The 25856-nt window shown below is 48.8% G+C and carries 26 protein-coding genes, 1 tRNA gene and 1 pseudogene; 8 read left to right on the plus strand and 20 right to left on the minus strand.

Going from position 1 to position 25856, the window contains the following annotated elements:
- From ACJAZW_RS10365 to ilvA, 3 genes are all read right to left on the minus strand, one after another.
- On the minus strand, positions 1-960 hold a 960-nt coding region (locus ACJAZW_RS10365; RefSeq protein ID WP_415157760.1), incomplete at its 3' end, for a sigma-54-dependent transcriptional regulator.
- Between the two features lie 3 nt (positions 961-963).
- Positions 964-2691, minus strand: coding sequence for an ATP-binding protein (locus ACJAZW_RS10370; RefSeq protein WP_415157763.1), 1728 nt, complete (start codon positions 2689-2691; stop codon positions 964-966).
- Between the two features lie 49 nt (positions 2692-2740).
- Positions 2741-3997, minus strand: a complete 1257-nt coding sequence (gene ilvA, locus ACJAZW_RS10375) for a threonine ammonia-lyase IlvA (protein ID WP_415157765.1) — start codon at positions 3995-3997, stop codon at positions 2741-2743.
- A gap of 198 nt (positions 3998-4195) precedes the next feature.
- Here ilvA and ACJAZW_RS10380 point away from each other — a divergent pair, with 198 nt between their 5' ends.
- Complete coding sequence (locus ACJAZW_RS10380; protein ID WP_415157767.1) at positions 4196-5494, plus strand: DUF3422 family protein; 1299 nt, start codon at positions 4196-4198, stop codon at positions 5492-5494.
- On the opposite strand, the gene ACJAZW_RS10385 is transcribed toward ACJAZW_RS10380, so the two are convergent.
- The 4 genes from ACJAZW_RS10385 to ACJAZW_RS10400 all read right to left on the minus strand — a co-directional run bounded on the left by ACJAZW_RS10385 (position 5495) and on the right by ACJAZW_RS10400 (position 9677).
- Positions 5495-6445, minus strand: a complete 951-nt coding sequence (locus ACJAZW_RS10385; RefSeq protein WP_415157769.1) for a P1 family peptidase — start codon at positions 6443-6445, stop codon at positions 5495-5497.
- On the minus strand, positions 6442-7089 hold the full coding sequence (locus ACJAZW_RS10390; protein ID WP_415157771.1) for a hypothetical protein: 648 nt from the start codon (positions 7087-7089) through the stop codon (positions 6442-6444). The genes ACJAZW_RS10385 and ACJAZW_RS10390 overlap by 4 nt, the downstream gene beginning before the upstream one ends.
- Before the next feature lie 71 nt (positions 7090-7160).
- The gene (locus tag ACJAZW_RS10395; protein WP_415157773.1) at positions 7161-7790 is read right to left on the minus strand and encodes a GntR family transcriptional regulator; all 630 of its coding nucleotides are present in this window, start codon (positions 7788-7790) and stop codon (positions 7161-7163) included.
- Positions 7791-7793: 3 nt separating this feature from the next.
- Positions 7794-9677, minus strand: coding sequence for a glycosyltransferase (locus ACJAZW_RS10400; protein WP_415157775.1), 1884 nt, complete (start codon positions 9675-9677; stop codon positions 7794-7796).
- 152 nt (positions 9678-9829) lie between these two features.
- On the opposite strand from ACJAZW_RS10400, the gene ACJAZW_RS10405 reads away from it, so the two are divergent.
- Positions 9830-10612: a transporter substrate-binding domain-containing protein gene (locus ACJAZW_RS10405; protein WP_415157777.1), complete on the plus strand. Its 783-nt coding sequence runs from the start codon at positions 9830-9832 to the stop codon at positions 10610-10612.
- On the opposite strand, the gene ACJAZW_RS10410 is transcribed toward ACJAZW_RS10405, so the two are convergent.
- On the minus strand, positions 10606-11478 hold the full coding sequence (locus ACJAZW_RS10410; protein ID WP_415157778.1) for a sterol desaturase family protein: 873 nt from the start codon (positions 11476-11478) through the stop codon (positions 10606-10608). The genes ACJAZW_RS10405 and ACJAZW_RS10410 overlap by 7 nt on opposite strands.
- A 139-nt stretch (positions 11479-11617) precedes the next feature.
- The gene (locus tag ACJAZW_RS10415) at positions 11618-12025 is read right to left on the minus strand and encodes a tellurite resistance TerB family protein (RefSeq protein WP_415157780.1); all 408 of its coding nucleotides are present in this window, start codon (positions 12023-12025) and stop codon (positions 11618-11620) included.
- A gap of 220 nt (positions 12026-12245) precedes the next feature.
- Between ACJAZW_RS10415 and ACJAZW_RS10420 the strand changes: the two genes are divergently transcribed.
- Positions 12246-13853, plus strand: coding sequence for a lysine--tRNA ligase (locus tag ACJAZW_RS10420; RefSeq protein WP_415157782.1), 1608 nt, complete (start codon positions 12246-12248; stop codon positions 13851-13853).
- A 60-nt stretch (positions 13854-13913) separates the two neighbouring features.
- Here the strand turns inward: ACJAZW_RS10420 and ACJAZW_RS10425 are convergent, their stop codons facing one another.
- Complete coding sequence (locus tag ACJAZW_RS10425; protein WP_415157784.1) at positions 13914-14549, minus strand: S24 family peptidase; 636 nt, start codon at positions 14547-14549, stop codon at positions 13914-13916.
- A gap of 178 nt (positions 14550-14727) precedes the next feature.
- On the opposite strand from ACJAZW_RS10425, the gene ACJAZW_RS10430 reads away from it, so the two are divergent.
- Both ACJAZW_RS10430 and ACJAZW_RS10435 read left to right on the plus strand, forming a co-directional pair.
- Positions 14728-15066, plus strand: coding sequence for a DUF952 domain-containing protein (locus ACJAZW_RS10430; RefSeq protein WP_415157786.1), 339 nt, complete (start codon positions 14728-14730; stop codon positions 15064-15066).
- 2 nt (positions 15067-15068) lie between these two features.
- Positions 15069-16181 carry a quinone-dependent dihydroorotate dehydrogenase gene (locus ACJAZW_RS10435; protein WP_415157788.1) on the plus strand — a complete coding sequence of 371 codons (1113 nt, stop codon included), beginning with the start codon at positions 15069-15071 and terminating at the stop codon, positions 16179-16181.
- Between the two features lie 66 nt (positions 16182-16247).
- Here ACJAZW_RS10435 and ACJAZW_RS10440 read toward each other — a convergent pair whose 3' ends face one another.
- Positions 16248-16910 (minus strand): OmpA family protein, encoded by a 663-nt coding sequence (locus tag ACJAZW_RS10440; RefSeq protein WP_415157790.1) that lies wholly within the window; start codon positions 16908-16910, stop codon positions 16248-16250.
- 237 nt (positions 16911-17147) lie between these two features.
- On the opposite strand from ACJAZW_RS10440, the gene ACJAZW_RS10445 reads away from it, so the two are divergent.
- Positions 17148-17224 (plus strand) — tRNA-Met (locus ACJAZW_RS10445).
- A gap of 143 nt (positions 17225-17367) precedes the next feature.
- Here ACJAZW_RS10445 and ACJAZW_RS10450 read toward each other — a convergent pair.
- The 5 genes from ACJAZW_RS10450 to ACJAZW_RS10470 all read right to left on the minus strand — a co-directional run bounded on the left by ACJAZW_RS10450 (position 17368) and on the right by ACJAZW_RS10470 (position 21606).
- Positions 17368-19284 (minus strand): AAA family ATPase, encoded by a 1917-nt coding sequence (locus ACJAZW_RS10450; protein ID WP_415157792.1) that lies wholly within the window; start codon positions 19282-19284, stop codon positions 17368-17370.
- The gene (locus tag ACJAZW_RS10455; protein WP_415157794.1) at positions 19284-19802 is read right to left on the minus strand and encodes an ABC-three component system middle component 5; all 519 of its coding nucleotides are present in this window, start codon (positions 19800-19802) and stop codon (positions 19284-19286) included. The genes ACJAZW_RS10450 and ACJAZW_RS10455 overlap by 1 nt, the downstream gene beginning before the upstream one ends.
- Positions 19795-20997, minus strand: a complete 1203-nt coding sequence (locus ACJAZW_RS10460; protein WP_415157796.1) for an ABC-three component system protein — start codon at positions 20995-20997, stop codon at positions 19795-19797. The genes ACJAZW_RS10455 and ACJAZW_RS10460 overlap by 8 nt, the downstream gene beginning before the upstream one ends.
- Positions 20998-21085: 88 nt before the next feature.
- Positions 21086-21289, minus strand: coding sequence for a hypothetical protein (locus tag ACJAZW_RS10465; RefSeq protein ID WP_415157798.1), 204 nt, complete (start codon positions 21287-21289; stop codon positions 21086-21088).
- Between the two features lie 65 nt (positions 21290-21354).
- On the minus strand, positions 21355-21606 hold the full coding sequence (locus ACJAZW_RS10470) for a helix-turn-helix domain-containing protein (RefSeq protein WP_415157800.1): 252 nt from the start codon (positions 21604-21606) through the stop codon (positions 21355-21357).
- 90 nt (positions 21607-21696) lie between these two features.
- On the opposite strand from ACJAZW_RS10470, the gene ACJAZW_RS10475 reads away from it, so the two are divergent.
- Positions 21697-21960: a hypothetical protein gene (locus tag ACJAZW_RS10475; RefSeq protein WP_415157802.1), complete on the plus strand. Its 264-nt coding sequence runs from the start codon at positions 21697-21699 to the stop codon at positions 21958-21960.
- Positions 21961-22598: 638 nt separating this feature from the next.
- Here the strand turns inward: ACJAZW_RS10475 and ACJAZW_RS10480 are convergent.
- Positions 22599-24389 carry a bifunctional DNA primase/polymerase gene (locus ACJAZW_RS10480; protein WP_415157804.1) on the minus strand — a complete coding sequence of 597 codons (1791 nt, stop codon included), beginning with the start codon at positions 24387-24389 and terminating at the stop codon, positions 22599-22601.
- A 68-nt stretch (positions 24390-24457) separates the two neighbouring features.
- Complete coding sequence (locus tag ACJAZW_RS10485) at positions 24458-25024, minus strand: hypothetical protein (RefSeq protein ID WP_415157806.1); 567 nt, start codon at positions 25022-25024, stop codon at positions 24458-24460.
- A gap of 133 nt (positions 25025-25157) precedes the next feature.
- On the opposite strand from ACJAZW_RS10485, the gene ACJAZW_RS10490 reads away from it, so the two are divergent.
- Positions 25158-25310 (plus strand): hypothetical protein, encoded by a 153-nt coding sequence (locus ACJAZW_RS10490; RefSeq protein WP_415157810.1) that lies wholly within the window; start codon positions 25158-25160, stop codon positions 25308-25310.
- 3 nt (positions 25311-25313) lie between these two features.
- Here the strand turns inward: ACJAZW_RS10490 and ACJAZW_RS10495 are convergent.
- Both ACJAZW_RS10495 and ACJAZW_RS10500 read right to left on the minus strand, forming a co-directional pair.
- Positions 25314-25442 (minus strand): annotated as a pseudogene (locus tag ACJAZW_RS10495) (hypothetical protein); the annotation flags it as partial.
- Positions 25443-25542: 100 nt separating this feature from the next.
- The coding region (locus tag ACJAZW_RS10500) for a hypothetical protein (protein WP_415157808.1) at positions 25543-25856 on the minus strand (314 nt) is incomplete at its 5' end.

Below are 25856 nucleotides of genomic sequence, written 5' to 3' on the forward strand. Positions count from 1 at the left end.
AATATCGTCCAGTCGCGACCGTAGGGTGGGCAGATCAATAACCACGTTGTTGAGCCTGAAATAAAGGTCCGCGCGAAAGCCACCGTTTTCGATGGCATGATCTAAGGGCTCGTTCGATGCAGAGACGATGCGGACATCCACAGTGATCGGCTTGTCAGCACCGACGGGTAAGATTTCGCGTAATTCAATTGCGCGGAGCAGTTTTGCTTGTACGTCGAGCGAACATGTGCCGATTTCGTCCAGAAACAATGTGCCGCCTTCTGCTTGCCGGAAAAGACCTTGCGAATGCCCCGCCTCACCAAATACGCGTTGTTCAAAACCATCGGCTGCAATGTTGGCACAATTGATGGCGAGAAACGGGCCATTTGCCCTATCTGATAGATTGTGCAGCGCACGGGCAACAAGTTCTTTGCCAGTGCCGGTTTCGCCCAGGATGAGGGCAGCGGCGTGCGCCGAACTAAAATCCAGAACGCTTTCTCTCACAGATTGCAGTAATTCAGATTTGCCCAGCAACACGCGATCCAAACCGGAGAGCGTGGCAAGTTGTTTGCGCAATCGCTCGGCGTCGTTGGACAAGCGGTGCTTTTCCGCAGCGTTACGCAAGATGGTCAGAAGTCGTTGTGGGTCGAAAGGTTTTTCCAAAAAACTATAAGCGCCGTCGCGCATGGCCTGCACGGCAGTTGGAATATCGCCATGCGCCGAAATGAGCACGATGGGCAGCTGCGCAACGCTGGACTTTACATTTAAAAGATCAAGACCGGAGCTTTTGGGCATCCGCACGTCGCATAGTATGACGTCGGGCAAGAAAGCTGCCACTTTATCGTCGATTGCTGTTGCTTCAGACAAAGCCTCAACTTCCCAACCTGCCGCATTCATCAAGTGGACAAGCGATTGGCGCATTTCTTTGTCATCATCAATGATGATGGCCCGATAATTGGTGCTTTTGGTGGCGGCTGACAATATTTAGTCCTCGCTCAGGGGCAATTCGACGGTGAATTGAGCACCTATTTCACAGTCGCGCGCGCTGAGCAATCCCTGGTGTTCACGCACGATGGCGGCGGAAATGGCTAATCCCAATCCCATTCCTTCGCCTGAAGGCTTGTTTGTATGGAAGGGTTCTTGCAGCTGTTCGATGCTTTGCCCGTTTAACCCGTGACCCCAATCTCGTACGGTGAGGATCATCAAATCGTCACGTGATTTTGCTTCAATTTCAAGTCGCTTCTCGGGCGCATCCTGCATGGCCGCAATTGCGTTGCGGATCAAATTGACCAACACTTGTTCCAAGCGCTGCCGGTTGCCTTTGAGGGAAACAAGGTCGCCTGGAACAGACACGGAAAGGTCGACATTATTTTGCGTTAGGTCATGTCGTGTCAGGCCAATGGCACCGTCAATCAGATCTGATGTGCTGATGTGTTCGGTGCTGCTGCCGCCTGGCATGGCAAAAAACTTAAGTTCTTTTGTTATGCTCTCCATGCGGCGCACGAGACCGCCTATATGATCGACGACACCGCCAGGTTTATGTCCGCTTGAAATCTCTTCGGCCGCCAAATAATTGCGCATTGCGGAAATGGGTTGCCCTAGTTCATGGGTCACGGATGCAGCAAGTTGGCCCAATGCTGCGAGTTTGCTGGTGCGCGCCAACTCGCTTCGGGTCTGTTCGAGACGCTGCTCGGTCACCTTGCGTTCTTCGATTTCCATCAAGAGATTTTGGCGATCACTATGGGAAGCTTTAAGGGCGCGCTGAAGCTGGTTTGAACGAAAGGTCACGAACGCTATGCCCATTGTCGCCATTACAATGCCAGCGAGAATAATGACGAACCAAGCGCGTTCGAACAGGCTGGATGTGGGTTTGATGTACCAAAGCTTCCAACCCCGTCGCTCGACGTCTTTGTTGGCGAAAAGATAGTTGGTGCCTTCAAGCTGCACCTCGCTATCTTGGCGTAGTTGCCAATTAAGGGCGCGTAATTCTTGTTTGCCAAATTGCTGCTTGCTTTGAATGGCAATGCGCTGATTTTCGCTCAAATCGCTGGTCGTGCGATACCGCCATTTGTCTGACGTGGCGAACACCACGATGCCTTCTTTGTTGGTCACCAAAATGTCATCACCCGAGGCTGCCCATGCGCCGGTGAGTTCGCTCAATGCAACTTTTAATGCAACGACGCCAACAGCATCCCCGTTCTGATTGCGAACAGTGTCACTGATAAAGAAACCTGGTGTGAAGGTGGTTGCCCCGATAGCAAAAAACTCGCCACGTTTGCCGGCCATGGCGTCTTTGAAATAGGGCCTAAAGCCATAGTTCTTCCCAAGGAAGTTGACGGGATTGGCATAGTTGGAGGCTGCAATGGTCCAGCCATTTTTGTCCATCACATAAATTGCTTCGGCGTTGGATCGTTGCGCAAAATCTTCAAGCCGTGGACTAAGGCCGTCGACGTCACCTTGTGTCAACGCACGGACGACAGCGGGGTCTTGCGCAACGATGAAGGGCAAATGTTCTAAGCGTTCCAACGCGCTAACTAGGGTGGAATGGTAAAGCTGTGCTCGACCCTCTGCGCGTTCAAGTTCAACTGCTTTGAATACGGAAAGTGAGGCAAAAAACAGCGACCAAAAGCCGCCCAAAATTAGCACCGCGAATACAATTGCATAAGCAATTTTTTTGTAAGAACGGAAGATATTGCTTTTGCGTGTTGCCATGTCGCTATGTTGTAGCGTTGGCCAAGATTTTGTCAAACAGACTTGGCGGTCAAACGATCAAACTTGATAGCAGCTCGTTGTCTGTGATGTCTTGAAAGCCAAAATCTCCCGCTATCAATTTTGCTTTTAGTGCGTCAAAGTTCTTGGTGTCGTTGGTTTCAATGCCCATCAGGACGGTGCCGAAGTTCCGTGCGGATTTTTTCAAATATTCGAACCGCGCGATATCGTCATTGGGGCCGAGCATGTTGAGGAAATCCTTCAACGCGCCGGGGCGTTGGGGCATGCGCAGAATGAAATATTTTTTGAGGCCAGAATATTTTAGGGCCTTTTCTTTGACCTCTGGTAGCCGTTCAAAATCAAAATTGCCACCTGACGTCACACAAACTACATTTTTGCCCTTGAGCATTTCTGGCGGCAATGCGGACAAAATATCTATGGAAAGCGCACCTGCGGGTTCCAAGACCATGCCTTCAATATTCAACATCTCTATGATGGTTGCGCACAGGCGATTTTCGGGAACCAAATGCACGATGTCTGCCGGTAAATGTTTGAGCATTTCATAATTGAGAGCGCCAACCTGGGCGACCGCAGCACCATCAACAAAGTTGTCGATGGCGTGAAGCTTGATACGCTCCCCTTGTTTGAGACTGCTTTTTAAACTCGGTGCACCTTCCGGCTCGACGAGCAGAATTTGAGTTTTGGGGGAGGCGGTCGCTAGATATGTGGAGACCCCGGCCGCCAAACCGCCGCCGCCAACGGGCATGATCATGAGATCCAACACGTCGCCATCAAGCTGTTCTAATGTTTCAAGCGCAATGGTGGCTTGCCCTTCAACGATGTCCGCGTGGTCAAATGGCGGCACCATTAGCGCTTGGTGTTCATCGGCAAAAGATAAAGCCGCTGTGTAACATTGGTCAAAGATGTCGCCGATCAATTTTATCTCAACATTCGCGCCGCCAAAGGCGCGGGTTTTGTCGATCTTTTGCTGCGGTGTTGTGACGGGCATAAATATCGTGCCATGCACTCCAAAATGTGCGCAGCAAAACGCAAAGCCTTGTGCGTGATTGCCTGCAGAGGCACAGACAAAATCACCCTTGCGGGCCGTGTTTGAATTGATTGCTTTTGAAATGAAATTGTATGCACCGCGCAGTTTGTACGAACGCACTGGCGTTAAATCTTCGCGTTTTAGGAAAATGTTGGCGTCATATTTTTGACTGAGATAGATGTTTTTTTGGCAGGGCGTTGCATCAAGGATTTGTGCCAAGCGGGTTTTTGCGGCGGCAACTTGGTCGGTAAATTTGGTCAATTTAGGTTCTCTTGATGCAGGGCATGATGATGAGGTTTTAGCTCTACACCTGATTTTTCCATGTGACAAACCGCAATGGTCGTAAATTGGTTCTACGACCAATTATGCAGCCAATGTGGGTGCGTAAGACAATATGCGCACTTGTCGCTTTTGGTCTGACCCGTCATGTTTATTGGAAGTGGGCATGGGGGATCGATAATGGGTGAAGATGGCGAGAGTTCTCATCACGGTGAGTTAAGCGAAGATAGTTTTTTTGATCACGAGCTGCGCGCGCCCATTCATGCGGAAATTCACGCGCGTCTGATTCCGCCGCTGCAAGCGCCATTGCGCGCGCGCCGGATCGTGTTTTTGGTTGGGCGTCATGGCGAACAAATGGCATATGCGAATACCCAATTGCGCAACTGGTGCGAAGAAATGGGCATTGCTGTGCCAGAGGAAAGCTGGCGGCAGTTTTCGTTTTCATTTGAAAAGTATGATGTGACGTGGGAAGCCCACACCGAGTTTGTCACGTTGACATGGTACGCGCCAATTGACGACAAAATCGCGCGGCCGATGGGTATCGGTTTAGAGGTGTTAAAACAATTCCCAATCATCACGGCGGCGCGAATTGACATTGTTGAGCGGCATGAGATTTCGCCAAGTGCGTTGTTAGGGTTTGAGCCCAAAAGCCTTTGTTTGTCACGAATAGGTGCTGGAAACGCACAAATCGGGACAGATTTTCAAACTGACGAACACGGGTTCACGCGATTTGAAATTGCGGTCCATCAACTCAGTTCAATCAAAACGGGCATTTTAGTTCGCCGATTTTTGGAAATTGATACTTACCGCACCATGGCGTTGGTTGGATTGCCGGATGCTCGTGTGCAGTCTCGGATCGTTGGCGGGTTGGAAGTTGAGTTGAGCACACTAAACGGAGAGATCGGCGGTGTATCAACTATTGAGGATAGCAAGCGGATATTGGGCATGTTGCATTCGTTGTCGGTACGTGCAGGGCGCAGCCTTGACGCCACTGCCTACCGATTTGCCGCAAGCCAAGCCTATGGTGATGTGCTGCAAATTCGGCTTGACCGAATAGAGGAAGAGCAAAGCGAAAAGCACACAACGATTACGCGTTATTTGTCGAACCGTGTCGATCCAGCCCTTGCCACCTGCCGGGCCACAGAGAAACGCCAACGCTCTTTGAACAATAAAATCGCGCGATCAATTCAACTGTTGGATGCCCGGATTAATGTGGACATTCAATCGCAAAATCGCGAGGTTTTGTCTTCGATTTCTAAAACAGCCAAGAGCCAATACAAGTTGCAATCGACCGTTGAAGGATTGTCCACAATTGCGATTTCATATTATGCGCTTGGCATATTGGGTTATGTGTTTGCCGGTTTCGCGGAGCAGTTGCCCCTGTCCAAAACCATGATGCTTGGATTGCTTGCGCCGTTTGTTTTACTTGCCAGCTGGTTCGGCATTCAGGCAATCAAAAACCGACACAAAGCGGAGTAACTACTTTGCGCCTGCGGCTTCCAATATGGCGTCCCAAGCGAGTTCAGATGCTATCGCACCAAGCGCGAACGGCGGCAGGCCGGGGTCGTCGACTTGTTCGGTGCTGACCGCAAATAACACATCACCATCAAACTCTGTATGGAACGGTTGAATGCCGCGCGCCATAGAGCTGTGCACTTGTTTGGCGACTTGGTTGAGGGCTGTGCGTGACATGCGCTGATTGGTGACCAGCAACGTAAGGGTTGTATTGCCTTTGCCTGCGGGCTCAATGGCGCCAATATAGTCGTGCAAATGGATGCGATTGCCCGTTTCTGGATCAAGATTTCCACGCACAACTTTGCTCTGTTTGTCCACTATTGCACCAAATGGGTTGAGCACCGTGGCGATGAAAATCTTGGTTTTGCCGCGTTGACGAAACGCCGCGCCTTGCCCCGTGCGCTCACCTTCATAACCAACTTCTGTGAGGCATTTGCCTGCACTGGCAGAAAACCCTGCCCCAACACTGCCTTGCGGAAATTGGTTTACTTGTGTTGCATTGAGGGCCGCACGGCCAAGCGCTTTGTCGGGGTAAACGGCATTGTCGCGAAAACGATAATCATAAACGATGGCGCCCGCTGCCAATGCAATATCTTGCCAATGTGTTGAGTAGTTTGCGCGTTTGTGCAGTTCTGCGCCGACGCCCAAAATCGCTTCCTGCCCGTAAGCTGAGCCGCCGGCGAAGCAAATGGCATCGACCTCAGGATAATGGGTGCCGATGGAACCGATTGCGCCGCCACGACAATCGCTGACCATCATGGAACGCTTGGCGAACTCGAAAACTGTACACCCGGTTTGCGCAGAAGCATAGTCCGCTGTTCCGACTTTGATTTCGGGGAACTTGAAGCTTAGGATGCCGCGATCAGATCGATTGGTTTGGATTTTCAAGTCTGCGGTGTCATTGGTGATGGTCACGCATTTGCCTTTAGCCAATTTTGCATATCGATGATCATTTTGTGGTGACCTAAAATCGTTTTGGGTACATCATTGTCACATTCTAGCACATGTGCCAAATCATCGATCACCGAAACGAAAGCGCCCGCTTTTGCAAATTCTGCATAAGTTGGAGGGTCATATCCCTTGTCGGCAGATCCAATGCAAACAAAGGATTTATGCGCGTTTTGCAAAATGCCTTCAGGAACTTGAGGGATTTTGGATGACGGGGTCAGCCACGCAAGTTGAGCATTCTTTAGGTGCCCTTGCATGAGCAGATTGCCCATCAAAACAGTGCCTAGTGATTTGCCGACCACAAGAAACTCGTTGTGTTTTGGCAATTGCGGTATCGTCTCGGCTATTGAAGCAGCATCGTCGCGTAAGATGTCTATGATTTCGTCAAAATCGAAATCGCGAAAGCCTTCAACCTTGTCATAGGCGTAGTTAGCGCCAGCGACCCGGTAGCCATTATCTAAAAGCAATTGCCGGGTGAAATAGAAAATTGGGTTTTCTAGGCGATAGCCGACCCCGGGCAAAAGCAAGGCCAAGCGATTTGCCCCGTCATTTTCTTCGCTGACATCAATCGTGAAATGATGGTTCTTGCGACCAGAGACTACAATAGACATGATAGACTGCACCTCACACCTTGATGAAAGTTCAATATACGAACTGGTTGTGGCAACAGGATAGTTGCATTCTACAAAATCGAACTCAGCTTGCGGCCAGTTAGTTTTACATGTCGTTCAAGGACTTTGGCTGCGTTTTCGATATCGCCATTTTTTAGCGCTTTGATGATTGTGCGGTGATCATGTTCGATCCGTGTTTCCCATTTTGACTTCCACGTCGCAAACAAAAACCTTGCGCTGGCCACATGCAGATCAACCAACGTGGCGAGTAATTTGGGCATTTGGCAATCAGCGACGATGGTGCGATGGAAACGCTGATTTGCCTCTTCCCAGGTGTAAATGTCCAGGGCTTTTTCGCCTTCCTCAATCGCTTGTTGGGCGGCTGAGAACGTTTGTGTCTTCATGTGTGGGAAAGCGTGGCGAAGGGCCAACACTTCCAGCACAGAGCGCATTTCTGCTACTTCTTTGGCTTCTGACACATCAAATGTGGAAACCCGTACGCCGCGTCGGGGAATGCTGACCGCTAGTCCGCGTGCTTCAAGTTCACGAAATGCTTCGCGCACGGGTACGTGGCTTGCGCCGAACTCCTCGGCAATATGGTCTTGTCGCAACTTTTCGTCTGGCATCAGTTCACCGCGCACAATGCGGTCGGCCAATACGGCTGTAATGTCTTGTACGATGGTGCGTTTGTGGTGATCCATAAATTATAGATAAAATGATTTTGTAGGGGCTGTCGAGGTTTGTTCCACATTTGATGTGCGTTTTTGATCATATCTTGGCAATTGCGTGCGCGCATGGGTTGTTTTTTCCCAAGAAAACGGCGCGACTGCCAATTGCAGCGCAGCACGCAGCGTCGCAAAACTCGTCAGAAGCCAGTAAATGGGCAAGAACAATTGCCACCCAAATAGATGCAGCTGACGTGTATGCCACAGGCCTAAAAATGCAGTGAAAACGGCACTTAAATACCCGGTGATGAGCACCAAGACATATATGTTAAGTTGGGTGTACCCCGCCAATCCAACGCCTTTGTGGAGGAACAAATCCAGCGAAAATTGTGCAACAAAAAAAACATGCAACGGCGCGGAGAAAACAAGGCCACCGACAAATATGTAAAAGATTGCAGCGTTGCGCCAACCGATTTGTCTAATTAGGGATTTGAAATCGCGACTGTGAACCAGCAATGTTTGCATCCAGCCTTTCATCCAACGGGTTCGTTGTTTGATCCACGGCCACGTGTTTATTGGCGCTTCCTCCCGCGTGTAACTGGGCAATATTGCAGATTTCAACTTTTTGCGGGCCAAGCGAATACCCAGATCAGCGTCTTCTGTCACATTGAAGCTGTCCCATGCGCCAAGGTTTTTTAGTGTTTCAGTGCGGAAATGATTGGACGTGCCGCCCAGCGGCATTGGCATGTCCAAATGGGCCAATGTTGGCATGATCAAGCCAAATTGAGTGGCATATTCTGTGGCGAACAAAGCTGTCAGCGGGTTTTCGTTTGCGTTATCAATGACCAATTCGGCTTGCAGACATTCCAACTGTGTATTTGAAGCAAATATTGTTGCCGCCAAACGCAATTGGTTTGGCTCGGGAATGTCTTCTGCATCAAAAATTACCACATGTTCGCCGCGCACAAATGGCAGCGCGAAATTTACAGCCTTTGGTTTGGTTCGTGGCTCACTGTCGGGCACTGGGATCATTTCAAAGCGGATATCGTCTAGGAATGGTTCAATTGCGGCTATGGTTTCTTTCGATGTGGCTTCAACGACAAATTTAACATCAAGTTTTGCGGCGGGATAGTTGAGCGCTTGCATGGCTTTTGCCAATTGTTTGACCAATAATGCTTCGTCGCGCAGGGGAATGATGATCGAATAGGTAGGTAATTGATTGTCGGTAAGTAGTTTATCTGTCGAAACCCTTGTCACCACCCTGCCATTGAGCGCGCAGCTAAGGCGGAAAACTGCTGGCAACAGGAACAAGACGGTCATTAAAGAAGTCGCCACAGGCTGAAACCAGCCGAGTGGAAAAAACACACTTATCGCCACGGCCAAAACCACGCACAGAAAACCGTAGCGGGTGAAGCTTGATAGGCCCAGATGAGCGCTGGCGAATGGCCATTTTTTTGCCAGCCTTGTTATTGAGCTTTCATAAAGTGAAGCGCCTTGTTGCTGGACAAATGCGCGTCGAAGGGATTTTGGCGAAACCACGCACAGTTGTGCGCGCAATTGCGGTTTTCCGCTCAATCGTTTTGCCAACTCAACATAGCGCCAAAAGTCTGGTGAGATAAATAGAACATCGCGGTCGAGCATGCGCCCACGTAAACTGGCAACAGAATTGAGTTGATCAATATTGTGAACTTTGATCGCGCGTATTGAAAGGGGAGGCACCTCATTGCTGAAAGTCAGTACTAAGATGTTTGCGGCCCGCCGATAAACCTCGTTTTCTGAAAGGTTCAATTGTTGCGCACAAAATCGAAATGGGTCAATGCCCGCTTGCGCAGCTTCGCGCAACGCAATAAGCGCAGTCCCATCAGTACTGAAATATTCTCTAAAAACCCGACGCAACAGGGCGGCGCCAAGTGGCTCGTTCAACCCATCCACAAACTAAATCACTAAAAAATTGCATTAAAAATATAATGAAACATAATGTGGCCAAGTTTGCCCCATGAGTCAAAGGCCGATTATTGCGCATGTTCCACGCCTCACTTTATTTTCTTCGATCGATTGTTTTGGGGGCTGCTGTTTTGCTGCAAATAATTGTCGCTGCATCGGGGCAAAATCTTCCAAATTATGTTGACCCCTCCGCTTACGAAGATACGCTCGATCTGTCGCTAATCACGTCGATACGGTTTCTAACGTCTGCGGATTTTCCGCCGTTTAATTTCAAAGATGAAGGCGGCGACATTGTTGGGTTTAATGTGGAACTTGCAGCAGCATTGTGCAAAGAAATCGGGGCTGATTGTACATTGCAGAGCTGGCCTTGGGCGCAATTGCCAAAAGCTTTGGAAGATGGGCAGGGCGACGTGATTATTGCCGGGCTGAATATTAACGAAGAGAATGGACGTCGTTTCGAGTTTTCACAAAGTTATTTGCAATTGCCTGGTCGGTTTGTCGGGCGCAACACCAGTGCTTCGGCCGTCGATTTTGATCCTCAAAAATTAACCAGTGTCATCGGTGTGCAGCGCGGCTCTGCCCATTTTGCATTTATAAAACAGCACTTTCCCAAAATGATTCTGCTTTCTTTTGATAGCGAATTGGATGTTTTTGCTGGCATTGAAGCGGGCACGATAGATTTTGGGTTCGTGGACGGGATGCGGGCATCGTTTTGGCTCAATCAAAACGACTGCTGTGGTTTTTTTGGCGGGCCGTATTTTAGCACTGAATATTTCGGCGGCGGACTGGCCGTTGCGGTATTGCCCGCAAAAGGTGACATCTTACGGGCAATAAACATCGGGTTGCGACGCTTGGGTGAACGCGGAAAGTTAGACGAATTGTACTTTAAATGGTTCGCAGTTGGCTTTTATTGATCGGTTTTTTTGATCTCGTCACCAGCGGAGCGCATTAAGGTTTTGTCGTGTGCAAAGGGAAACCAAATGGTCCAAACAAAATTTTGCGGTCCGTCATCCTGATGGTCCTTGAGGCCAATCACCATGTCGTCGTGGCCCGCCGCGGGTTGGTCAATATAGGTGCTAAAAATACGGTCCCAGACGCTCAATGCAAATCCGTAATTTGAGTTGGTTTCGCCCACCTCAACCGAGTGATGAATGCGGTGCATATCGGGGGTGACCAATATAGGGCGTATGATACGATCTAGCCAAATCGGCAATTTATAGTTGGCATGGTTGAATAGCGCGGTGCCGTTTACGACCCCTTCGAAAATGACCACTAAAACGGCAGGTGCGCCTAAAACGATAATAGCGGCGGCTTTCACAATGATCGAAAACACGATTTCCAGCGGGTGAAAGCGAATGGCGGTAGAGGCGTCAATATCGTGGTCTGAATGATGTACCCGATGTAAGCGCCACAATATCGGAATTTTGTGGGTGGCCCAATGCTGCCCCCAAATGACGAAATCCAGCACAAAAAATGCAACTAACCATTCAACCCAGACTGGCCAATCGAACCAATTGAAAAGTCCAAAGCCCCATTGTTTGGCGTAGACGGATGCAAGCACAGCCGTAATCGGCACCAACAAGTTAGCCAAGATGAGTGTGACAAGCGAAACGGTGAGATAGCTTGAGGCCATAATGCCAATATTTGTCGACCATCGGCGAACGCGGGAATGCCGCCTCTCACGTCTGGGCCAAAGTGCTTCCAAAACTATCATCATGACGAATATTGCAATGAAGCTGCCAAACCGCCACGTACCTTCACTGAAACCCAAATCTTCCATACCAAACTCCTATATACGATTTTCCTTATATAGAGTCGCGCACGATTAGGCTAGTAATTTGGTTTGCAACAATTTGTGATGTGGGCGTGAAAGGGTCGCTTTTATCGTGCGGGTTTAGGATTCACAAATAGGTGTCTTATTATACCACACGGTGTCGGGCTTGGGCTGCAAGTTCAATGGCGGCTGAAGTCAGCTTGTTGACTTTGAGACGCCCGCGCAATAGTTCCAAAATTCGAACTTCTTCAGGCCGAATGTCCAAATCGGCAGCTGCAATTTCTACAGCGACGGCATAGGCGGTGTCGCGCAGTTTAGCGGGGATCGTTTGTGCAATTAAATCCAGGACATCATTCATGCCATTGTCGTTGTCGAGTGCATCGGCGCATTGTCCGCATATAAAGGGTAGGGCTTCTTGGGACAAGTTGCGGAACACGGGGAGATTGCGCACGACGGAACCGATGCGGCCCAATTCCTCGTCTGACATGCGACGGTCGGATGCGGATACCATAACCATGATGTATATTAGTGCTTCTTGCGGCGAAAGTGACATGTGAGCCCTCACTCATTTTACTGTGTTGGCTCAAAAACTAGGTGCGATCCAAGCCAAATACAAGGCGCAACTCGAACTATTTGGTTGCGAACGGCAGGTCGCACCATTGACGATGTTGCTAAGGTATGCGAAATCGCGTCAAATGCTGGTTTTTACGTTCAATGTATCAACCATCCTTTAAACATCTCACAATTGATTTTTCCAACCAAAGGGCAGCCAAATGGCAAATACCCCCACGATATTTGACGCAGAGTTTTTCGTAAACGCCGCTAGCGCGCGTGCATGGCCTTTCGAGGAAGCGAAAAAGATCGTCAAACGGCTGGAAAAATCGCCCAAGGATGAAGTTTTGTTTCAAACCGGATACGGTCCCTCAGGTTTGCCGCATATTGGCACCTTTGGCGAAGTGGCGCGCACGTCGATGGTGCGCACCGCCTTCCGTCTGTTAACGGAAGACAAAATACCATCAAAGATTATTTGTTATTCAGATGACATGGATGGGTTCCGCAAGGTGCCGACCAATGTGCCAAACCAAGAGCGCATGGCTGAGTATATCGGCATGCCGTTGACGAAGGTGCCAGACCCATTTTCAGATGAATATCCAAGCTTTGCGCACCACAATAATGCGCGGTTGCAAAAGTTTTTGGATGATTTTGGTTTTGAATATGAGTTCGTCAGTTCGACCGATTATTACACATCGGGCGTGCTTGATAAGGCTTTGTTGCGTATGCTCGAGGTCTATGATGACGTGATGAAGATTATGTTGCCCACGCTTGGCGAAGAGCGGCAAAAAACCTACTCGCCGTTTCTACCCTTGTGCCCGCGCACGGGCAAAGTGTTGCAAGTGCCCATGATTGCGCGCGACGTTGGAGCGGGTACTGTGACCTATATTGACCCAGAAACCGAAGAAGAAGTAACGGTTCCGGTTACTGGCGGGGCCGTGAAGTGTCAATGGAAAGCGGATTGGGCGCTACGTTGGTACGCGCTTGGCATTGACTATGAAATGTCGGGCAAGGATTTGATTGATAGCGTGAAGTTGGGATCACGTATTGTTCGGGCGATGGGTGGCACCCCACCGGAGAGCCTGAGCTACGAGTTGTTCTTAGATGAAAATGGCCAGAAAATTTCCAAATCAAAGGGCAATGGCCTTTCGATGGAAGATTGGTTGACATACGCGTCACCTGAAAGCTTGGCGCTGTTCATGTATCAAAAACCAAAAACCGCCAAAAAACTCTTTTTTGATGTGATCCCTAAGGCTGTTGATGAGTTTTACGCTTTTTCAAAAGCTGCGGAAAAGCAAAGTCCTGCGGAATTGCTGGAGAATCCGGCGACGCACATTCACGGCGAATATCCGCCAGCGCACGAATTGCCGATTAGCTTTGCGCTGCTATTGAACTTGGTGTCGGCTGCGAACGCTGCAGATAGTGATGTGCTTTGGGGCTTTATTTCGCGCTATGCACCAAATGCTACGCCTAAAACGCATCCAGAATTAGACCGTTTGGTTGGTTATGCCATTCGCTACTTCACCGACTTTGTGAAGCCAACAAAACAGTTCCGTGTAGCAACAGCACAAGAAGCGGCGGCAATGGCTGAACTGGCATCTCGCCTTGATGATTTTGCCGAGAGCAGTGATGCCGATGCGATCCAGTCTTTGGTGTTTGAGGTTGGCAAAAAGCATGAGTTTGATCCGTTGCGTAATTGGTTCAAGGCTTTGTATCAGGTGTTGTTGGGTCAGGACCAAGGACCGCGATTTGGCTCGTTTATTGCGCTCTATGGTGTTGAAGAAACCAAAACTTTGATCAAAAAGGCGTTGGCTGGCGAGCTGGCTTAGCCAAACCTTGTCTTAGCACAATTGGTTTTGAACAGTTGGCTCCGCCCTTGTGGCGGGGCTTTATTGGCTGGCCCAAAGGATGCGCGCGATCCAATCCACGTCGGTGGTGGGGATGGATCGGGGTGGGTGATCCGGGTTAAGCGAATGTAATTCTACCACATTCGTTGTTTGCCGATGCAAGATTTTGGCCATTACCTCACCATCATTGGTGCGCAAAACCACACGGTCGCCGCGTCTGATTTGTTCGGCGGGTGACACGATAATGACGTCACCATCGCGATAGAGCGGCAACATGCTTTCGCCGCTTACTTCGAGCGCGTAGGTGTTGGAATTGGGGCCGACAGGAATGGTTACTTCGTCCCAACCTTGACCCGCCGGAAAGCCACCGCTATCGAAAAAGCCGCCAGCGCCGGCCTGAGCAAAGCCAAGTAATGGCACGGCAGCCTGGTGTGGGTCCGTTTGTTCAAATATGCCACCACCAGATAAAAAGTTGTCCATGCTTTCACCAGCTGACCCTAGCATTTTGGCAATGCTTTCGGTCGAGGGCCACCGTTCGCGCCCATCTTTTGAAACCCGTTTTGAAGGATTGAACGCTGTCGGGTCAAGTCCCGCCATGCGTGCAAGCCCGGACACAGAGAGGCCCTTTCGCTGTGCAAGCGAGTCAATTGCTGACCATATAGCGCGGTGGGTGATCATTTCTTTTCCATGAGCATAACAGGAATAGTTTCTGTCAAAAGGATAAAAATCCTATAGACTTGTTAACTTTCCTTAATCCAAAAGTAAAGTGTGAATGTGAATATTGGTGCTTTTCCTTGCCTAAATGCCCGTTTATCCCTAAAGCCGAGGGTGAAATTGCAGCTCAAAATGGTCAAATATGAAAATTTACAAAATTTGTTCGGGCGAGCATTGGGTGAATGCTCAAGCTGCTGGTGTTTTTACCGGTGTCCCAATTGATATTACTGATGGCTTTATACATTTTTCAACCGCTGATCAGCTTGCTGAAACGCTGCAGAAACATTTTGCCGGTCAAAGTGGTTTGGTGATGCTCACCATTGACTGCGACACATTGCAAACCGCATTGAAATGGGAACAATCACGGGGCGGTGCATTGTTCCCCCATCTGTATGCTGATCTTGCGCTCGCTGCGATTGTGGGTGAGCATGAATTACAAATTGATGATCAAGGCGCCTTCATTTTGCCTAAGGAAATATAAGAATGATCGCAAAATTCGCTAAGTTTTTGAGCCAGCCGTCCATACAAAATCTTAGCCGCGACGGCCTGCTAAAGCTTGATCCGGAAACGGCGCATCGGCTGACAATCAATGCGATCAAATTTGGAGCCGTTGCGCCTCAGGAAACCAGCGACCCCAAATTCTTTGAAACTGAGATTGCAGGTTTAACCCTTAAAAATCCTATCGGCATGGCAGCGGGATTTGACAAAAATGGCGAGGTTGCAAATCAACTGTCCGATATCGGGTTTGGGTTTTGTGAAGTTGGTACTTTGACGCCACGTCCGCAAGACGGCAATCCAAAACCACGATTGTTTCGCTTGCCTGAGAAGCAGGGCGTCATCAACCGGATGGGGTTCAACAATGAGGGTCATCTGGCCGTATATGAGCGCCTAACACGCAACAAACAAGCTGGGGTGACCATTGGCATAAATGTGGGGGCCAACAAGGATAGCGCCGATTTTGTGGCGGATTATGTTGAAGGTGTAACCCGGTTCGCATCGATTGCTGATTATCTCACCATCAATATATCGTCGCCCAACACACCCGGGCTGCGCGATCTACAATCTGGTGAAGCGTTGAAACGGCTGTTGGGAGAGGCGCTCAACGCGCGGGCAAAAGCCTTGGTGCGTGTGCCAGTGTTTTTAAAGCTGGCACCGGATCTCACTGAAATCGAGATGGACGAAATTGTTGGCGTGATCAAGCAGGTCGATTTAGATGGATTGATCATTTCCAACACAACATTGTCGCGTGATCAGGTTGCAAATTGCGTCCATGCTGATGAAAAGGGCGGATTGAGCGGAAAGCCGCTTTTCAATTTCTCAACCATGCGGTTGGCGCAAATGCGCATGCGGGTTGGCACGGATATGCCAATTATTGGGGTTGGGGGCATTCACTCAGCCCAATCTGCGATTGCCAAATTCGCGGCTGGTGCGAATGCAATCCAGTTATACAGTGCGCTGGTCTTTGGCGGTATGGAGCTGTTGCGCGACATCAAAAACGGTTTGACGGTTAAAATTCGCAAAGACAAGCTGGACAATGTTGGGCAGATGACATCTTCGGACGTGGAAAGCTGGGCAAGCGGTAAAGCGCAACTATAGACCTGAATGAACAAAAAGCCGCCACAGAAAGCACCTGCGGCGGCAAATTCATTTTAATCTTACCAATTAGGTCAGTGGTGTGATTTTTATTTCCACACGACGGTTGGCCGCTTTGCCCGCTTCGGTTGAATTGGTCGCAATCGGCTGGCTCTCGCCATAGCCCGTTACATAGATACGACGCGGATCAACACCGATATTGGATACGTAATTGGCTACCGACATCGCACGGCGGTTCGACAAATCCATATTATACTGATCCGAACCCGATGAATCTGTGTGCCCATATACATCAACCAAAGTTTTTGGGTAGCGCTGCAATATAGTTGCAACTGAAGTGAGTACGTCGTGGAACTGTGGTTGCACTTTGTCCTGATCGACGCCAAAGGTGATGTTTGACGGCATATTGAGGATGATGTCATTGCCATTTCGGGTAACGGTCACGCCAGAATCTGATAGGCCCGCACGGAGTTCTTCCTCCTGTTTGTCCATATATATGCCAACGCCGGTGCCAGTAAGCGCACCAATTCCGGCGCCAACGAGTGCTGCGGTACGCACATCTTTATTGGCAACAGTTGCGTAAACCAAGCCTGCAAATGCCCCCGCTGCTGCCCCCGCAGCGCCCCCCTTTACAGAGTTGCGCAAATTGCCAGCATCATTGTTGAGCCAGGTCGGGCTACAGCCGCCAAGCGCCAATACGGCTGCTGCTGCAATAAGAATAGGTTTTTTCATAATAATGATCCAATGCCGCCAAAAGTTAAACGACATGATACACGATTTTGCGGCTAGAAAAAGATCACCACTTCCTGAAATTTTGATAATCTTGTCCCCGATGGTGGGAAGTCGAGAACTCTTTGGTGGTTTTGCTTGACAAGAATTGTCTGCCCGCATTATATCGCGCTCGAACGGTTCGGCCCAAATGGGCAATACGGTTCATTTCGCTTCCGTTTCATCGGAATGCGAGATTGTGGCGGGGTAGCTCAGCTGGTTAGAGCAGCGGAATCATAATCCGCGTGTCGGGGGTTCAAGTCCCTCTCCCGCTACCAAATTTTCTTATACATTGCAGTTTGTTAGGTGCGAGAACGCTTGTGAGTGTTTGCGCGTGGATTGCCTTGGGTCGCGTTTGGGTTGCACCTGGCGTGAGTCTGAATGCGACAGAGTGGTGCGCGACGAGATTTTTTAGAGCGGGTCAAGCTTTTCGAGGCAAAATGTCCAGTGTTCCCTGCGTAGCTGTGTAATAGCGCCCAACTATATACTTAGGCGTGTTAAGTTCTGGATTAAGAGTGGAAGTCGTCAAGATCACCTGCTGCTCGCCTTCCTCGTGAGAAAGTAACTCAGCGATGATGGCTTGAAAATTGCGAACTCTTTCGCCCACCATACCCTTGTCTTCCACATTATCTAGCAACAAAAAGCGCGGATACATCATACTGGGATCATGTAGAGAGGCGAGAAGCATTCCTACAAACAAACTGTTTTTCACAACAACCATGCCGCTCGCACTTGTTGTTATATTGGGGTCACCATTTATTGCGAACCAGTCATCTTCAAAACTATAGTCGAATTTATCCAGATGCTTAAAATCTTTGTGCTCCTGGAGATCTTTTTCGAGCAATTTCTTTGTCATATTTGCAATGTTGGTTTTTACAAACTTTTGCCGTTTGGATTTCGCGACTTCCAGAGCCACAATTTTGTCGTTTAGTTTGGATATTTTCTTTTGCGCACTAGCCTTGGCATCGCTAAGTTTTGTAATTTGGTCACGTATATCCTTGTAACGCTCCAGTTCTTCTATGCGGGAGTCAAACTTGCCAATCTGCCGACTTTTCTCGGAGATCAATGCCATACTTCCATCTACCGATGCATGGCTTACTTCGTCAAATTGGCGCATCTGTTTTGTCATACTGCGTTTTATGATTGCCATTTCAGTTTTGAGTTCGGCAATTTCCGCTTCCCGATCAGTTTGGATGCGTTGACTCTCTCGAATCTGGCCCTCTATGTCCAAGCGCAGCGCGAGTACTTTCGCCGCTTTTTCTTCTGCTGGAATTTCAGCGCCACATAGGTGACAATGCTCCTCTTCTGCAGCGCCAATCTCGGAAAAGCATGACGGGCAATACTCAAAGCGCACGTCGCCGATTGAAATATAGGTGAGGGCGGCTCGATCAAAGTCAGCGAGCAAACCCTTAAGGTGCGTAATGAAACGAGAACTATCTTTTATTTCGAACTCAAGTGATTTCTCTTTCTGCTCACCCGTGATTAGTTGGGTTCTAGTTTTTGAAAGAGCCTTGTGCAGTTCTCGCCGCTTTCCCTCAGCGTCTTTCGCGTTGGAAGAGCTATCCCGATCAGAAGAATAAATCTCATCAATTTCTGCGTAGAGCTTTCTCCGCTCAGTGGCGATTGTTTCCAACTCACTTTCAAAAATGCCACCTGCGAAATTCTCTCCGAGGCTGCTTGTTGCCCGAAGGAGCTGTGTCAGTTTACTGGTTATTTCAGCTTCTTCGCTCTTTAACTCACGTAATTGCAGGCGTTTGGAATAGAGTTGATTGTTGCCGATGCCTCCTAGCAGCTCCGCAACCGCTTCGCGGGTATCTCTGGGGTCAAAATTCTCGCTACGAAAAATACGCTGAAAGGGAGTCGTTTGATCAGCATACATTAAGCGCAAAGTTTGGTGCATCGTGATATTTGCACCTTCATCGCCGGGAATTTCAGGGATGCCGAGCGCCGCAAATAGCACCTGACTAAAGCTCTTTCCGTTTGGAGATCGTGAATAGGCAAACCTCTGCCAGCCGTCGATCGCATGAGAAGAGGCCTCTTCAAAGTCGCCAAAATAGACCAACATCGGTCGATTATTTTCGTCCGACACATCGCGTCGAAGTGTAAGAGTAGTGCCGCTTGCCACAATTTCTGCGAATACAGTGTCGCACAGTTTTGCATATTCTTTCCAGCTGGTGAGATTGCCCCCGAGCGCGAAAAATATAAAATCAAGTATCGACGATTTTCCTGAACCATTGGTGCCGTGGATGATATTCAGGCCCGCGTGGAACTTCTGGTCATAGGCTCGTTGACCGCTCTTTGTTACAACAAGGCGATTCAATTTCAGTGTTGGGGCCATTATCTAAAACGTCCCCCCAGCTCTAGGTTTGCACGTCTATAAATCCCATTCGCGCCGTCCAATTGCAGGGCGCCAATGCGATGTACCAGGAATTCCAATAGGTCGCGATTTTCGCTGCAAAAGCTGTTGAGATCAGTGAAAAGACGTGCTGGAATTGCAGGGCCATTTAGTTGCGCCGAGCCGTTTGTGTACTCGTCTCTACTGATTAGCCCCTTGGCCACGAGCTGCCTAAACGCTGCTTTTTGAAAAGTTTGGAGTTCCCGGTAGACACTTCGAATGTCTGGCAAGTTGACGTAGCTTTCTGCCGCTGATGGTACATCCAACTGTCTCAGTTCAACCCTAATCTCCCCCATCCCTGCATAGCTGATCTTATGAAGATACTGCGGAAAAAGAAGGAAAGTGTCCAATATAGATAGGCGCGGAAGTGACATTCGCCCCTCAGGCGCAAGTACAAGCAAGGCGATCACTCTATAGGTGCAGTGATGCGCGTCGCGAAGTGGGTGCCAAATCCTAAACATCGTGCTTCAGCCAATCTAAATGACAGTTCCCTGTTAGATAATAGATCGCGCTGTGAATGTCTGCGTAATTGCCGAGCTGATGATTTGCTCCATTTGAGGTCAACGGTGTGATTACGTGTTCGTCTATTGCTTTGTTCACGATAGTTTGACTCTCGCCCGACCGTATTAGTGGCCCAACATGAAGGCGAAAACGAGTCAGCACTTCACCCAAAAAATTGCGGTACTCTTTGCGCGCAGATGGAGAAAGAGCTTCGCGCTGAATTGTTTTTGCAATTCTCTCTTTTTCACGCTCAGCATATCTCAGCTCAGCTTGTCTCCCACCTTCATGGAGTTTTTGTTCTAGTGTTTTTCGATCATCCACGACATTCGAAAGATAGTACTCAAGATCGTCAATTGAGCTGCTATCTCCCGTATCAATTTTACCGTCACTGAAAACCTCCTCCAGGAATGTAACCACGCTTTTGTATGCTGGGTGAAATTCATCGCCAAACTTGCACATATTTACGTGGTTCGCCTCAATCGGGCTAGGGTCACATCGGGGGACGCCCGGATTTGCTGAGCCTGCATCTACGACCACTTCAGGGCCCATCGGTAGAGTCTCATAAAATGCCTTTGAGCGAATGGAGCCATCCTGTGTTGTATTTCGATACCAATTGTAAATCTCCATCAGTACGGCGTTAGATTGCGCCAGACCTTGAGCCTGCAACGAAGGCAGGCTTGGTACTTTATTGAACACCGTTGAATAAGTTGAACCAGTGTGAGGGGTTCCAAAGAAGACGACCCCTTTGCAGTTACTAAATAGCGCCTCAAGCGATTTTTCGGATGAGCTTTCGCAAATCCTCAAAACGGCCTTCGCAATTATCCCTCCCAAGCTATGGGTGACAAAAATTAATGGTCTGATTCCCAATTTGTCGGCCCTCAGAAGATCCGCTACGCCTGCAGCGGCAGTAAGGAGCGACATGTCCGTCCCCCCAAACATAGAGCTAAGCTTGCTGGTGGGATATTGAAGAAACGAGATTGATGCTCCGGGGAATTTTTTTGCTAGCCACAGGGGCCAACAGTTTTGTGATTGGTCGTTGGAATTCGTTTCCCAAGTCTCATTAAAGTCTCCACCCAGTCCATGTACAAACACGATATCTACTTTGCTTGAAGCGCTGGATGGTGTGTAAATCTGATGCAGGGCAAAACTAGACAATGGTCACCACTATTATTCGATAAGTATGAAATCATTACATGCCGTAACATGTCTTGCAATCGGGGAAGTTGCAAGTGGGGATTGCGGGCTAGGTTTTCAGCGTCACGGCCGTACGCGCTTCCTTCTCCCCATCGGCCGCCTTCACCCATTGCCAAGGTGTGCGTGGCTTGTGTGCAGCCAGCGCTGGAAATTTCTTTTTGTCGCGTGCTGCTGTGCGCAATTTCTCACGTGCTTCGCGTGGGTCGATTTTCAGTTCTTCGCAGATTTGCTTGAGTGTGATGATTTCAGTCATGATCGTCTCCATGTTTTGACGATCAATCGATAAAACGTTCCATCTCGCCTTGTCAGGGACAATCTCTATTTGGATTTGGAGATTGCTGAAAGCGCGTTGGCAAACATTGTGTTGGGCTCAATGCCAAGTGCGTTGGCTAGCGCTACAAACTCGACCAAGTCAATTCTGCGCTCGTTGCCTTCGATCTTTGCAACATACGACTGTGGCTTACCTAATCTGTCAGCAACATCTTGCTGTGTCAGCCCAGCACTCTTGCGCGTGGCGAGCAGCATGGTGGTCAGCCGTTTGTATTGGTCAGAGTGAATTGATCTGGGCACACATATTCCTGTCGTTGTGTGCGACAAATAATCCGATTTTGGAATTATCCCATTTCAGGTTATTGTAAAGTTGTTTTTTGAGTTATTGCCATGGACAACATTATCACCTTGCTTCTCACCTTCCTGATATTGATCGCAGCCGTTGCGCTGTTCGAACTGCATGCGTTCTTCGTCGCGCCGTACCTTTTGCCACAAGAAACAATCGACCTGATCATTGAAGACCTGATCCTACAACATGGCGACAAAGCGCTGGATGCTGCGATAGCGCGTGAAGATTGGGCACAGCAGGACACTGACACATTCGAGCAGGGCAAGTGGCGCAGGATCAGGCGTGAGCTAAAGAAGCGTCTGTAACCAAGCCAAGCCCTATACGGCCATTCGCCCGCGCGGCAGCGTTACAATGAGCCAGTGGTGCCATTCAGCTAAAAATGTGAGTGGTGATCGCACCAAAATTCGCATTAGTGCTCGTGGGTCAATTTTCTGCGCATAGTCAGCATGAATTACACACTCATCAGCATGCCAATGCCAAAACCATCAAATAGAGCGCCTAATCACCCACTATCTTACCCATTTGCCACCCAGCAAGGGTAGCCACAGGTGATGGTGTGGATGGAGACATTGATTGGATTGGGTAAATTCAAATGTAGGTGGGTCTGACAGTGTGATCAAATATCAGCGTGTCGGTCCAGCGATCAAATCATAGGTGTAGGGGGAGGGGCTTTTTTTAGGACGGACGCCCATATTTGCGTTCAAGTGGTCATTTGCATTTCCAAGGTTTTGAGCGCTCGGCCGTTTGAGTTGTTCAAAATGGCCGTATGTATGTATTTTTGAGAGTCTCGATTGATAAACAACGGTTCGTAACCCAATAACGGTTGAAGGATTACTGAACATAATCCACTTGTTCACAACTCACATACGTACAATCATTTTGAACAAGTGAATCGAAAAACGCCCACCAAAACTGATGAGCGCTAGAGTTTGTGTGACGATTATTAGGGAAGCGACCAAAACGATTTTCCACCTTTACCGCGCTTTTTGACGATGTTCATATCGTCTGCAGCACGCCGCATTGTTTCGGGTGTTATCGAACGGGTAGATGCCATGCTATCGAGCTTAACTTTTTCCACTGGTCCGTTTGAAAGCACGTCGCGCAAGAACTGTTTGGCAAAATCTCGTTCTTCACTTGGTCTGCCGATGGTACTTGGCGGTTTCATCAAGACATCATCTTCATTGATGTTTGGATCAACGTCATGCCACTCAACAATTGGCGGTCGGTCTTTCCCATTACTTTTCATCTCAAATACGATTGTTGGCCCTTTTTCAGAATAGTTTGCTTTGGAATGGGCAATTACACGCATTTCAGAGTCCTCTGGGTGAACGCCCAACATTAGTCCTGAACGAACACGTGCCGAGATGGCAATTGATCCAATACCTTGGTGCATTGCGTTTTCTGCCTTTGCTTTGCGCAAGTGTCGTACGATCAAAATTGAAACATCGTATTCTCGTGCAATTAGGTCTAACTCGACCATAAACCGCATGGTGTCGTTTGCTTTGTTGCCATCAACACCAGCGTCCATGTAGGCAATGATGGGATCAATCACCACCAAAGCAGGCCTATGGGCTTCGATTTCACGGCGTAATCTCAGCATGCCCTCAGCATCTAGCGAAAACACTTTTTCCTGATACCTGACCCTTGTGACATCAGCGCCGTTTTCAATCAGTCTTGGTTTCAGCACCCTAGCGGCGTCATCTTCAGCTGATAGGAACAAGACATTGCCCTGCTCGATTTCATCAAGAAACGGCGGAACAATTCCTGTTGTGACTGACGCGGCTAGAGCCGCAGTAAAAGTAGACTTGCCTTGTCCCATATTGCCGTCAAGCACCGTTGTCGCGCCTTTTACGATGTATGGGTATGCAAGGAATTCGACTTTGGCCTCTTCAACGTCAGCAAGGTTTCCAAATGCGTCTTCATCCTCACCATGATCATAATTGCCAATGCTATGCGCAATTCGACTTACCTCTTGGTCATTTAAAGGTGGGCTGCAAATCGTGTCATTTAATGCTGATAGGACGTTATCGATAGCTTCAGCGCTCAATGCTTTGTGGCGAAAGTAACCAGCGTAGCTTGCAAGCGCATTGTTGCGACCACCCTTAGTGACTTTTGCAGCTTGGTCGAAGTTGACGGTTTTCGTCGAAGGTTTTTGGGATATTTGATCGACAAAGTTTCTCGGCAAATCTGCAACAATGAGATTGTGCTTTAAGCGACTTTTCCATTTGTAGGAATTGCCATTTTTGTGTTGGCCGGGCGGCACAACAATATAGCCACTTTCACTATCCTTAATGTCGATCCCATTCAATTTGATCTTCTTTTTTGGCAACGGCGTATCTGTTCGAAAGTAATGATGTGCACCTCGGCCAGTTTGAACAGTTGCAGTTTTGGGCAGATTGAGTCGTTCGTAGGTTGCCAAGCCCTCAGGCCCATCCACATCTAGCACAACCGTGTCTTCCGGCAGCACGACACCCAAATTGGCATTGGGATGCCTTTTCAACACCCGCGAAGTTTTGACTTTGCTAGTTGTTGCGCTGTGTTGCCCATTGGGAAACTCAGAACTGATGGGATGTTTGCCGGGCGAAGGACAATCAACTTTGCCACAGTCACATTTTCCGCGTGAATTTATGCCGTGAAGGGCGAGTACCTTAGCACCGCGGTCTATCCACGCCAGTGCAGAATTTGTTTTGGATGAAGACAACAAGCCCCCATCGATACGAATCAAGTTCGACATCGTTGTTCTCCGGTATGTCAATGTAGTAGGAAAAGAATGGGACGCCGAGTTGGCGCCCCAAACAAGACTCAATAATTGCAACGATACACGTGCGGGTCGTCGAACTGCGTTGCCGTGAATGCATCGTACAAAACAGTCGCCGTTCTCGACTTTTGTTTTGGATGATGGATCAAAGAACCCGGTAGGTAGAGCAAGTCTTCAGGCGTGGAGTAAATCCCAGCACCGTCGATGCTTTCAGCCAAGTACTCTATTCGTTGGCAAGACTCTTCAATCGAAATTGCTTCATGCCAAGGCACAAGTCCCTGCCAATGAAACCTGCCCATTTGCCAGTAAATGACTGGCTCTGGATAAAGCGTAAACGGATGGGCGTTTACAATGGTTGCCCAACCCATTGTGACTTGGTCTACATTTTCACCATCTATTGTCGGTATAGGGTGGAAAGTGAGATTGTTTTTGTCCGGACGTAGGGAGAGAATTGTTTCCTCTGCCGCGACATATTTCTTTGGCCGGATTTGGCGATCAATTTGCTTTTTCTGGTTTTTGCTGACGGCTTTAACATTTACGCCATCCGCGAAGTTAGACTTCGCAAACTGATTGAGAAATATGACAACCTCATCAGACCAAGCACCAGGCATTACTGGCCCGTCTGGCGTGAGTTGATCCCACAGTTCGTGGCTTGATACGCGAGTACCAAAATTTTGGCTTTCAGAATGCCTTTGATACCCATTTTGTGTTTTTGGACACACCTGTCCGTTCACGGATTTTCCCATGATTGTTCTTTCTATATTAGCTGTGAAAGTTGAAGGGGCTGAGTTACCCCGGTTAAAAGTCGGCGTAAGTGAATTTGTCTCGTTCGTTGATGCGTTCTTTGCACCATTCGAGAACAAGGGCACGCGGCCAGACGACGGTGGTTCCACCTAGACGTGACCTTCGAGGAAAACGTCCTGTACGTTCCCATCTGTGCAAGGTGCTATTTGATACCGTAATTCCTAAATCTTTGAGATCGTTGCGATTGAGGAAAATCGGACCGTCATGAGCTTGAACGTTTGTCATTGGTGTCTCCTGAAACGAATATCTGGGAGACAGTACAGCATGAATTAAACTGGTCGTGGGTGGTTAGTTTCTCAAAGATTGTAGGAGGTTTTTGACCCATTTAGGACTTGAGTTTGTCTCGATAGTTTTTCATCTGTTCGACCAATCCGTGCTCATGACCAATCAATGGTTTTGCCGACTTTCTGATAAACTGCATATAAGGGCTGTTTTCAGGGTATCGTTTGTTCAGACCGACTGAACTGGCTGGCATGTACTGCAAATAGACGCCAGAAAACACCTCGACGAGGTAGTCAAAATAGCTTGAGTTTGAGAGCCGCTGACCAGCGGTGTTTAGATCGTTGCGAGCAGTTTCAGTCATTTCTTCAAGCTTACGCAATTGTGCGTCGAGTCGTCTTAAAAAGCGCTGCATCACTT

Origin of the sequence: Maritalea sp. (genome assembly GCF_047634455.1) — a bacterium.
In the GTDB taxonomy this organism is placed as follows: domain Bacteria; phylum Pseudomonadota; class Alphaproteobacteria; order Rhizobiales; family Devosiaceae; genus Maritalea.

Bases quoted from the DNA above. Each gene is read 5' to 3' on its own strand.
- ACJAZW_RS10450 (WP_415157792.1), bottom strand. From the start codon at position 19,284: ATGGCCCCAACACTGAAATTGAATCGCCTTGTTGTAACAAAGAGCGGT.
- ACJAZW_RS10480 (WP_415157804.1), bottom strand. From the start codon at position 24,389: ATGTCGAACTTGATTCGTATCGATGGGGGCTTGTTGTCTTCATCCAAA.
- ACJAZW_RS10440 (WP_415157790.1), bottom strand. From the start codon at position 16,910: ATGAAAAAACCTATTCTTATTGCAGCAGCAGCCGTATTGGCGCTTGGC.
- ACJAZW_RS10430 (WP_415157786.1), top strand. From the start codon at position 14,728: ATGAAAATTTACAAAATTTGTTCGGGCGAGCATTGGGTGAATGCTCAA.
- ACJAZW_RS10425 (WP_415157784.1), bottom strand. From the start codon at position 14,549: ATGATCACCCACCGCGCTATATGGTCAGCAATTGACTCGCTTGCACAG.
- ACJAZW_RS10395 (WP_415157773.1), bottom strand. From the start codon at position 7,790: ATGGATCACCACAAACGCACCATCGTACAAGACATTACAGCCGTATTG.
- ACJAZW_RS10380 (WP_415157767.1), top strand. From the start codon at position 4,196: ATGGGTGAAGATGGCGAGAGTTCTCATCACGGTGAGTTAAGCGAAGAT.
- ACJAZW_RS10465 (WP_415157798.1), bottom strand. From the start codon at position 21,289: ATGACTGAAATCATCACACTCAAGCAAATCTGCGAAGAACTGAAAATC.
- ACJAZW_RS10435 (WP_415157788.1), top strand. From the start codon at position 15,069: ATGATCGCAAAATTCGCTAAGTTTTTGAGCCAGCCGTCCATACAAAAT.
- ACJAZW_RS10420 (WP_415157782.1), top strand. From the start codon at position 12,246: ATGGCAAATACCCCCACGATATTTGACGCAGAGTTTTTCGTAAACGCC.
- ACJAZW_RS10475 (WP_415157802.1), top strand. From the start codon at position 21,697: ATGGACAACATTATCACCTTGCTTCTCACCTTCCTGATATTGATCGCA.
- ACJAZW_RS10390 (WP_415157771.1), bottom strand. From the start codon at position 7,089: ATGTCTATTGTAGTCTCTGGTCGCAAGAACCATCATTTCACGATTGAT.
- ACJAZW_RS10415 (WP_415157780.1), bottom strand. From the start codon at position 12,025: ATGTCACTTTCGCCGCAAGAAGCACTAATATACATCATGGTTATGGTA.
- ACJAZW_RS10410 (WP_415157778.1), bottom strand. From the start codon at position 11,478: ATGGAAGATTTGGGTTTCAGTGAAGGTACGTGGCGGTTTGGCAGCTTC.
- ACJAZW_RS10370 (WP_415157763.1), bottom strand. From the start codon at position 2,691: ATGGCAACACGCAAAAGCAATATCTTCCGTTCTTACAAAAAAATTGCT.
- ACJAZW_RS10485 (WP_415157806.1), bottom strand. From the start codon at position 25,024: ATGCCTGGTGCTTGGTCTGATGAGGTTGTCATATTTCTCAATCAGTTT.
- ACJAZW_RS10455 (WP_415157794.1), bottom strand. From the start codon at position 19,802: ATGTTTAGGATTTGGCACCCACTTCGCGACGCGCATCACTGCACCTAT.
- ACJAZW_RS10490 (WP_415157810.1), top strand. From the start codon at position 25,158: ATGATTGTTCTTTCTATATTAGCTGTGAAAGTTGAAGGGGCTGAGTTA.